The organism is Streptomyces sp. 8L (assembly GCF_020176795.1).
Taxonomy (GTDB): Bacteria; Actinomycetota; Actinomycetes; order Streptomycetales; family Streptomycetaceae; genus Streptomyces.
This window is the reverse complement of record NZ_JAIUKE010000006.1, coordinates 1-10,069: the sequence shown is the minus strand read 5'-3', so window position 1 is coordinate 10,069 and position 10,069 is coordinate 1. Positions and strand designations below refer to the sequence as shown.

Genomic DNA, 10,069 nt, shown 5'->3' with positions numbered 1-10,069 from the left:
GGTGGGCGGGGGGGGGGCGGGCCCCGCGCGGCCCGCCCGGCCCGGGGGGGGGGGCCGGGGGCGGCGGGGGGCGCGGGGGGCGCCCCGGGGGGGGGCCCCGGGGGCCGCCCCCCCCCCGGCCGGCGGCGCGGCCGGCGCGGACCCGGCCGCGGGGGCGTCGCGCAGGTACGCGAGGAGCCCGGCCACGGCTTCGACCCAGTGGGCGGCGAGCCGTTCGACTTCCGGCGCGGGCAGCAGCTCGGGCAGGTACGTCCACGAGACACGCAGCCGGGGCTCCGCGCCGCCGCCGTCCACCGCGGCGTTGACGTCCAGTACGTGCGCCACCGGCATGGCGGGGTCGCCCGCGCCGCCGAGCGGTCCCGCCGCCGCGTCCAGCGCCCAGTCCTCGGCGCCGCCGCCGAACCTGCCCAGGTAGTTGAAGCCGATGAGCGGTTCCGGCAGGGCCGCGAGTACGGCCTCGCTCGCGCCGCCCGCGTACCGCAACAGCCCGTAGTCGAGGCCGTGGTCGGGCAGGCCGCCGACGGTCCGGCCGACGCGGGCCAGTAGCCGGCCTGCGTCGGGACCGCCCGCGGCCACCTCTTCGGGGTCGAGGTCCGACGCGTCGAGCCGTACCGGGAACGCCGTGGTGAACCAGCCGACCGTCCTCGTCAGGTCGCTGCCCGGTACCACCTGCTCCTCCCTGCCGTGCCCTTCGAGGCGGATCAGCGGCGCCGCCTCCGTACCCGTACGGGCGAGGGCCGCGACCAGCGCGGCGAGCAGGACCCGCTGGGCGTCGGTACGGCCGCCCGCGTCCACGCCGTCGAGCGTCGCCGACGCCGCGGCCCGCAGCACCTCACGCGTCAGGGCGGCGGGCACCTCCGTCACCGTCCTGCGGGTGGCGCCGAGTACGTCGCGCTCCGGCGAGAGCGGGCGGTCCGCGAGCCGGGGCGGGGGGCCCGCCAGCTGATCGCGCCACACGGCGGCCCGCTCGGCGGTGCCGGCCGCGGCCACGTCCGCCGCGGCCAGCGCCCAGGTGCGGAACGAGGTGCCGACGGGCGCGAGCCGCGCCGTACGGCCTGCGGAGACCGCTTCGTAGGCGGCAGCCAGGTCGGTGAGCAGGACCCGCCAGGACACGCCGTCGACCACCAGGTGGTGGGCGACGAGCAGCAGCCGCCCCTGCGCGCCGGGCCCGCCGTCGAACCAGACCGCGCGCAGCATCCCGCCCGCGGCGGGGTCGAGCAGGCCCGACTCCCGCCGTACGGCCTCCGCGAGGTCCTCGGGCGCGGGCAGCCCTTCGACACGGCGCGGGGGTTCGCCGGCCCCGTCGCCCGGCTGCCCGACCCGCAGCCGCAGCCGCGCGGGGCCACCGCCGCCTTCCGGGTCGGGTTCGAGCCGCGCGGTGAGCATGTCGTGGGTGCGTACAACCGCGTCGAGCGCCTGGGCCAGCCAGTCGGAGCGCGCCCCCGGCGGGGTTCTGACGACCACGGACTGCGCGAAGGCGTCGACGGGTCCGCCCCGGTCGAGCAGCCGCCGCATGATCGGCGTCAGCGGCACGGGGCCGTGCGCGGGCGCGTCGGGCGCGGCCCGGGGCACGTCGGGCACCGACTCCTCGGCGAGCGCCGCGAGGCCCGCGGGCGTGGGTGCCTCGAAGACCTGCCGCGGCGAGCACCGCAGCCCTGCGGTGCGGGCCAGCGTGACCAGCCGCAGCGAGCTGATGCTGTCGCCGCCGAGGGCGAAGAAGTTGTCGTCGGGGCCCACCGACGGCAGGTCGAGCACCTGGGCGAACAGGCCGCACAGCACCGTCTCGCGCTGCCCCTCGGGCGCCCGTCCCGCCGCCGCGACCGGCCGCTCGGGGGCCGGCAGGGCCCGCCGGTCCACCTTGCCCGACGAGGTGAGCGGCAGCGCGTCGAGCACCACGATCCACGTCGGTACGAGCTGCTCGGGCAGCACCCCGGCCAGCGCGTCCCGCAGCGCTTCTGGCGCCAGTGGACCGCCGCCGGCCTCCGGCACGGCGTAGCCGACGAGCCGGGCGCCGCCGGGGTCCTCCGTCCGCGCCACGACGGTCGCGGCGGCGACCCCGGGCAGTGCGGCCAGCGCCGCCTCGGCCTCGGCGGGCTCGACACGTACACCCCGGATCTTCACCTGGTCGTCGCCCCGCCCGAGGTATTCGAGCGAGCCGTCGGGAAGCGTCCGCACGATGTCGCCCGTGCGGTACAGCCGCGCGCCGCCGGCCGAGAAGGGGTCGGCCACGAAGTGGGCGGCCGTCAGGTCGGGCCTGCCCAGGTAGCCGCGCGCCAGTTGTACGCCGCCGAGGTACAGCTCGCCCGGCACACCGGGCGGCACGGGCCGCAGCGCCCGGTCCAGCACGTGGACGCGGGTTCCGTCCACGGGCCGCCCGATGGGCACCGTGGGACCGGTCCGTGTGCCTTCCGGCGCGTCCTCGTGGCGTGCGGCGGTGACGTCGATGGTCGCCTCCGTCGGGCCGTACAGGTTGTGCACCTCGGCCCCGAGTTCGGCGGCCCGCGCCGCGAGGCCCGCGGGCAGCGCCTCGCCGCTGCACAGCAGCCTGCGCGGCGCCGGGGACCCGCCGGGCCGTACGTCGTCCAGGTAGGCGCGCAGCATCGAGGGCACGAAGTGGGCGGTCGTGACGCCCTCGGCGCGGATCAGGCCCGCCAGGTAGCCGGGGTCCTGGTGCCCGCCGGGCTCCGCGACGACCACCCGCGCGCCGACCGTCAGGGGCAGCAGCAGCTCCCACACCGCCACGTCGAAGCTGATCGGCGTCTTGTGCAGCACGACGTCCGCCGGGCCGATGCCGTGTGCCTCAGCCGTCCACACCAGCCGGTTGTGCAGCCCCTGCCGGGTCAGCACGGCGCCCTTGGGCTCACCCGTCGAGCCCGAGGTGTAGACGACATAGGCGGGCTGGCCCTCCCGCACCGGGGCCGGGGCGGGGCCTTCGAGCCCGTCGGGGACCAGGTCGTCGAGGATGAGCACGTCGCCGCAGTCGCCGGCGGGCAGCGTCTTGGCGACCTCACGCGTCGTCAGGACGGCGACCGGCCGGGCCTGGGCGAGGACGCGGGCGAGCCGCGCCGGCGGCTGGCCGGGGTCGAGCGGCAGGAACGCCGCGCCGGTGCGCAGCACCGCGGGCACCGCCGCGATCAGGTCGGCGCCGCGGTGCAGTGCGATCCCGACGAGCCGCTCGGGCCCCGCGCCGGGGGGGGGCGCCCCCCCCCCGGCGCGGGGGGGGGGGGCCGCGCGCCCCGCCCAGTGGGGGGGGGCCGCCGGCCGGCGGCCCCCGCCGCGACCGGGGGGGCGCGGGGGGGCTGGGCCCCCCCGCCGCGCCGCGCGGCCCCCGCGCGGGGCGCGGCGCCCAGCCGCGCGATGCGGCGGTCGCGGGCCGCGAGCCAGGCGTAGTCGTGGGAGACGCCGTCCGCGGTGACGGCCGTCGCCTCCAGCGTCGCGGCGGCGGCCCGGTCGATGGCCGCGATCACGTCGCCGGGGTGCGCGGGCGCCGCGGGCCCGGTGCCGCGCGGCTCGCCGGGGAGCAGCGGGTCGAGCGCGCCGAGCGGGGCGTCGGGCCGCTCGGCGAGCCGGGCGAGCACGGCGCGCAGCCGCTCCCCGATCGCCGCGACCCGCTCGGCGCCGAGCGCGGCGCCCCGGTGGCGCAGCCGCACCGTCAGCTCGTCACCGGGCTGGACGAGCAGGGTCAGCGGGTAGTGGGTGTCGTCGGACGAGTCGATGCCGAGCAGGTCGAGCCCGCCGCGCCGGGCGGTCTCGGCCAGCTCCGCCCGGTCGGCCGGGTAGTTCTCGAACACCAGCAGGGTGTCGAAGAGTTCGCCGCCGCCCGCCTGCCGCTGGATCTCGGCGAGCCCCAGGTGCTGGTGGTCGAGGAGGGCGGCCTGTTCCTCGTGCAGGCGACGCAGCAGCCCGCCGAACGAGAGAGACGGCTCGGCCCGTACCCGTACCGGGACGGTGTTGATGAACAGCCCGACGGTGCCCTCGGCGCCCGGCAGTTCGGGCGGCCGGCCGGAGACCGTGGCGCCGAACACCGTGTCGCTCTCGCCGGTCAGCAGCCCGAGCACGATGCCCCAGGCAGCGGAGAGCAGGGTGCTGACGGTGACACCGCGCTCCCTGGCCAGCGCGGTGAGCCGCCCCGTCAGGTCACGCCCGAGCGGGAGCCGGTGCTCGGCCGCGCCGCGGTGGCCGGTCTCGGTGGCCTCGTCCACCAGCCGTGTCGGCCCCGGCAGCCCGTCGAGCGCCGACCGCCACGCGGCGGCCGCCGCTTCGGTGTCCCGCCGTGCGAGCCGGCGCAGATGTGCCCGGTACTGGCCGGCGGGCGGCGCGAGCGGTCCGCCCGCGTACCCGGCGAGCAGGTCGCGCACGAGCAGCGGCAGCGACCAGCCGTCGAAGAGCAGGTGGTGGTTGGTCAGCAGCAGCCGGTGCTCCCCCGTGCCGAAGCGCCCGAGCACGGCGCGCAGCAGGGGCGCCCGGCCCGGGTCGAAGGGGGTGGCGCGCTCGGCCTCCACCAGTTCGGCCCAGCGCCGCTCGCGCTCGCGCTCTTCGAGACCGCCGAGGTCCGCCACCCGCCACGGCACCAGCACCTCCGCGGCGAAGCGCTGCACCGGGGCGCCGCTGTCGTCGTGTCCGAAGGACGCGCGCAGGCTCTCGTGCCGGCGCGGCAGGCCGTCGACGGCGGCTCGGAGCGCCGACTCGTCCAGCCCGCCGCCGAGGCGCAGGGTCAGCTGTGCCACATAGGCGTCGGCCCCCTCGCTGGACAGCGCGTGGAACAGCAGGCCCTGCTGGAGCGGCGCGAGCGGCATGGCGTCGCCCTCGTCGGCCGGGGACGCGGCGCCGTCCGGCGCCTCCTCGCCCGGCGTGCCGTCCGCCGTGGCGACGGCCCGTGCGGCGAGCCCCGCGACCGTGGGCGCGGCGAACACGTCGCGCACCGCCAGCCGCAGACCCGCGGCGCGTGCCGCGGACACCAGCTGGATGGAGAGGATGCTGTCGCCGCCGAGCCGGAAGAAGTCGTCCTCCGCGCCCACTTCGTCCACCCCGAGCAGCCCCGCGACCAGCTCGCACAGCAGGCTCTCGCGCGCGCCGCGAGGCGGTCGCGAGATGGTCCGCCGCGGCGCGGGCGCGGGCAGCCTGGCCCGGTCGACCTTGCCGGACGGCAGCAGCGGCATGCTCGTCAGGGACGTGAAGGAGGCGGGCACCATGTGGGCGGGCAGCCGCTCCCCCACCCAGCCGCGCAGCGCTTCCTCGGTCAACTCCGCCCCGTCGGCGGCCACATGGTAGGCGGCGAGGCGCGTCGTACCGCCGTCGCGGTGTGCCACCACCGCGGCGCTGCGCACGGCCGGATGGCCGGACAGCGCCGCCTCCACCTCCTCGGGCTCGACCCGCATGCCGCGGATCTTGACCTGGTTGTCGGTCCTGCCGAGGAACTCCAGCGTGCCGTCGGGCCGTCGGCGCCCCAGGTCGCCGGTGCGGTAGAGGCGCGAGCCGTCGGCGGAGAACGGGTCGGCGACGAACCGCTCGGCCGTACGGCCCGGTTCACCCACGTAGCCGCGCGCCAGCGGCAGACCGCCCAGATAGATCTCGCCTGGCACACCGAGTGAGACCGGGCGCAGCTGCGCGTCCAGCAGATGGATGACCGTGTTCGGGTTGGCGTGTCCGATGGTGACCGCGCCGCGCTCGTGCCCCGGCCCGTAGATCTCGTGGCTGACGCCGATGGTCGCCTCGGCGGGGCCGTAGCCGTGGTAGAGCGTGGCGTCGAGGGCGGCGCGAAAGCGCGCGAAGAGTTCCGGCGTCAGGACCTCGCCGCCGCACCACACGTGCCGCAGGCACGAGAGTCCCGCCGCGTCCTCGGTGCCGAGCATCACGTCGAGCAGCGAGGACGTCAGGTAGCAGAAGGTGACGCGCCGGGTGGCGACGAGCCGGGCCAGCGCCTCCGCGTCGTGCTCGTCGCCGGGCGGGCACACGACCAGCGTGGCGCCGGTGACCAGCGGCAGGAAGATCTCGTTCACGGAGATGTCGAAGCCGAGGGGGGCCTTGAACAGCCCCGCGTCGCCGGGGCCGAAGCCCAGCAGCTCGCGCTGCCACAGCAGCCGGTTGGCTATCGCGCCGTGCCGGATCATGGCGCCCTTGGGCGTACCGGTGGAACCCGAGGTGTACATGATGTACGCCAGGCTGTCCGGTTCGAGGCGCGGCAGCTCCGGGCCCGCCACCGCACCGGCCGTATCGCCGCCGTCGGCGTCGGGCGGCTCGACGGCCGGCACACCGGACCCGGCGAACCGGGCGGGCTCCCGCGTGACCACCGCGGTGGGCTCCGAGGTGCGGACCACCTCGGCGATCCGCTGCCAGGGCCAGGCCGGTTCGAGCGGTACGAACGCCCCGCCCGCCCTGAGCGCCGCGAGCAGCGCGACCACCAGCTCCACCGAGCGCTCCAGGTGGACGCCCACGACCTTCTCGGGACCCACCCCCTGCGCCGCCAGGGCCGTCGCGAGCCGGCGCGCCCGCGTGTCCAGGTCCGCGTAGGTCACCTCGTCCTTCCCGCAGGTGACCGCGATCGCGTCCGGCGTCGCGGCGGCCCTGGCGGCGAACAGGTCCACGAGGCTGGCCGAACTGACCGGCTGGGCCGTCGCGTTGAACTCCTCCACCAGCAGGCGGCGGTCCGCCTCGGGCAGATGCTCGATGCGCGGCACGGCCCGGTCGGGGTCCGCGGCCGCCTCCTCGGAGAGACGGCGCAGCTCACGGCCCAGGCGCTCCGCCGTCGCCCGCTCGAACAGGGCGGTGCTGTAGCGGATCACGGCGTGCGGCCCCGCGGCCCGGTCGTCGTCCACGACCGTGAAGCTCAGGTCGAACTTGGCGACGTCGAGTCGCGCGGGCAGCGGTTCGTCGGCGACGCCCGGCAGCCGCAGCGCGTCCGGCGCGGCGTCCACGTACAGCAGCATGGTCTGGAAGAGCGGATTGCGGCCCAGCACCCGCGGCGGGTCGACCAGCTCCACCACCCGCTCGAACGGCAGGTCCTGGTGGTCGAACGCGGCGAGGTCGGCCTCCGCCAGCCGGGTGGCCAACTCGGCGAAGGACGGTGTGCCCGACAGGTCGGAGCGCAGCACCACCGTGTTGACGAACATGCCGATCAGGCCCGCGAGTTCGCCCGTCCCCCGGCCCGAGACCGGCGTGCCGAGCGGCACGTCGGCGCCGGCGCCGTTGCGGGACAGCAGCAGGGCGACGAGCGTGTGCCACACCGCGAACGGCGGTACCCCGAGCCGGACCGCGAGGGCGCGCAGCGCCGTGACGACGGCCCGCGGCAGGGGCACCGTCACCGCGTCGCCCGCCGGGTCGAACTCCGCGGGGCGCGGGCGGTCGGCGGGGAGCGGGATCTGGTCGGGCAGGTCGCACAGGGTCTCGGCCCAGAACGCGCGCTGGCGTTCCATCTCGCCGCCGGGCTCCGCGAGGACGCGGCGCTGCCAGCGGGCGAAGTCGGCGTACCGCGCGGGCAGCGCGGAGAATCGCGGCAGCCCGCCCGCGACGCGCGCCCGGTAGGCCTTCGCGAGATCGGTGCAGAGCACCGACTCCGACCACTCGTCGAACACCAGGTGGTGCAGGACGAAGAGCAGGACGTACGTGCCCTCGCCCTGTTCGAAGAGGGTGACGCGCAGCGCGGGCTCTTCCTCGATGCGGAAGACATGGGCGAGTTCGGTCTCGACGGCCGCGTCGAGGTCCTCGAAGTGCCCCTGGGCGGCGTCCGCCGGTGTGCCCTCGGCCACGGCGCCGCCGGGCGCCCGGGTGACGCGCAGCCCGGCGCCGCGGGCCAGTGCGTCCTCCGTGGTCAGCACCCGGTGCACGACGGCGTCGTCCTGCTCGGCGAAGAGGGTGCGCAGCACCTCGTGCCGCTCGACCACGTCGGCGAGGGCCGCGCGCAGCGCCGCCACGTCGAGCGGTCCGCGCAGAGTGCGGCCGAGTGCCACGTTGTAGTCGGCCGAGGGCCCGGTGCTCGCCCGCAGGAACCACAGCGCACGCTGCCCCGCCGTGAGCGGACCCGCGTCCTCGGCACGGTCGGCGCCGGTGACGGCGCGCCAGTCGCCCGCCGCCTCGCGCGGCGCGACGGCCGCGGCGAGCGCGGCCGGAGTGCGCAGTCGCACCACGTCCCGCAGCGACACGTCCGTGCCGAGGGCGGCCCGCAGCCCGGCGATCATCCGCGTCGCGAGCAGCGAGTTGCCGCCGAGCGCGAAGAAGTCCCCGTCCGGTGCGACGCTCCCGGCGGGCTGTTCGAGCAGCTCCGCCATCGTGTCGCGGACCAGCGCCTCGACCTCGGCGGGGGTGCGCGCGGCGGCGGGGCTCTGCGCGGCTCCGGCCGCTGTGCCGTCGCCGTGTTCCGCGCCGTCGCCGTGTTCCGCCGGCGCCCCGCCCCGTACGCCCGTTGCGCAGACGGCCGGTTCGGAGACCGGCAGTTCGGAAACCGGCGGCCCCGGGACCGGCAGTTCGGAGACGGGCAGTTCGGAGATGGGCGCGTCGGGCGCGGCGACCGCGGTGTGCAGCAGCGCGCGCAGGTCGCCGAGGAGTGCGTCGATCCGCGCCTCGGAGAACAGGGCGGCGTCGCACGTGGCCTCGATCTCCAGCTCGCCGTCGACCAGGAACGCCTCGAAGGAGAGATCGAACTGGGCGGTGCCGTTGTGCACGTTGCGCCACCGGGTGCGCAGCCCGGGCATCCGGGGGCCCGTCATGTCCTGGGTCAGGAAGAGCAGCATGACGTTGAACAGGTCGCCGCCGTGCCGCGCCGCGGTGTCCCCGGCCTGCCGCAGCCGGGCCGCGACCTTGTCGTAGGGCGCGTCCTGGTGGGTGAACGCGTCGGCGCGCACCTCGTCGGCGCGCCGCAGCAACTCCTCGAAACTGGGGTCTCCTTCGAGGCCGAGCCGCAGGACCAGGGTGTTGCCGAAGTTCCCGACGAGCGCCTGCGCGGCGCCGGTGTCGCGGTTCATGCCCGCTGAGCCGATCGGCAGATCGGTTCCCGCGCCGTGCCGGTGCAGCAGCACGCCCATGGCGGCGAGCAGCAGTGTGAACGGTGTGACGTGCCGCCCGGCGGCGAACCGCGTCAGCACGGCGGTCTCCGTCGCGGGCAGCACGACCGACCTGCGCCGGCCGCCGCGTCCGCCCGGGCGGTCGGCCGGCAGCCGCAGCGGCCCCGGCAGGTGGGCGAGCGCGCGTTCCCAGTGGTCGAGGTCGTCGCGCACCGTACGGCTCTCGCCGGCCCCGGCGGTGATCTCCGCGTACCGCGGCTCGATCGCCGCCACGGGCCGGTCGGCGCGGCCCTCGACGGCGGCCGTGTACCCGGCGCCGATCTCCGCCGCGATCACCGGCCAGGTGCCCCCGTCCCAGGCGATGTGGTGCACCACGAGACCGAGTACGTGCTCGTCGGGGCCGGTGCGCCACAGCGCCGTGCGCACGGGCCAGTCGCGTCCCAGGTCGAAGCGGTGCCCGGCGAGCCGCGCGAGCCGGGTGTCGAGGCCGCCCTCCTCGCCGTCCCCGAGGTCGGCCACCGGGAGGGGCAGGTCGTCCGGTGCGGGCGGCGGGTCGGCGATCTGCCGCGGGAGTCCGTCCGCGCCGGTGACATACCGGGTGCGCAGCACGTCGTGCCGTACCACGAGGGCCCACAGGGCGTGCCGCAGCGCGGGGACGTCGAGCGGTCCCGAGAGTGTCACGGCCAGGCACACGTTGTACGCGGCGCCGGTCGCGTCGAGGCGCTGGGCGAGCCACATGTGCCGCTGCCCGTCGCTGAGCGGCGCGGGGCCGCCGTCGGCGGGCGAGGCCGCCGCGCCGTCCTGGCGCGGCCCCGCCCGGTCCTGGTCCGGCCGACGGCCGAGCCCGCCCGCCGCGAGCCGTCGGCGTACCAGAGCACGCCGGAGCTCGGCGATGTCGTCGTTGTCCACTGCGGACTCGCCCTTCTGAAGGTTCACGTGATTCGTCTTCGCGCGTCGTGCATCGTGCGGAGGGAGGAGCGTGCGCGCCCCCCCCCCCGGCCGGCCCCCCCCCCCGGGGGCCCCCCCCCCCGCGCGCCCGGGGGGGGGGCCCCCAACCGCCCCCGCCCCCCCCC

General features: G+C 77.3%; 2 protein-coding genes. Both read right to left on the bottom strand.

All coding sequences use genetic code 11. The annotated features are described in order from the left end of the window. Nucleotides 1-3,135: amino acid adenylation domain-containing protein (locus LCE31_RS00775; protein WP_308042156.1), on the bottom strand; the 3,135-nt coding region annotated here is incomplete at its 3' end. After that, on the bottom strand, nt 3,135-9,932 hold the full coding sequence (locus LCE31_RS00770) for a non-ribosomal peptide synthetase (RefSeq protein ID WP_225011892.1): 6,798 nt from the start codon (nt 9,930-9,932) through the stop codon (nt 3,135-3,137). The genes LCE31_RS00775 and LCE31_RS00770, both read right to left, overlap by 1 nt. Between the last annotated feature and the right edge of the window lie 137 nt (nt 9,933-10,069).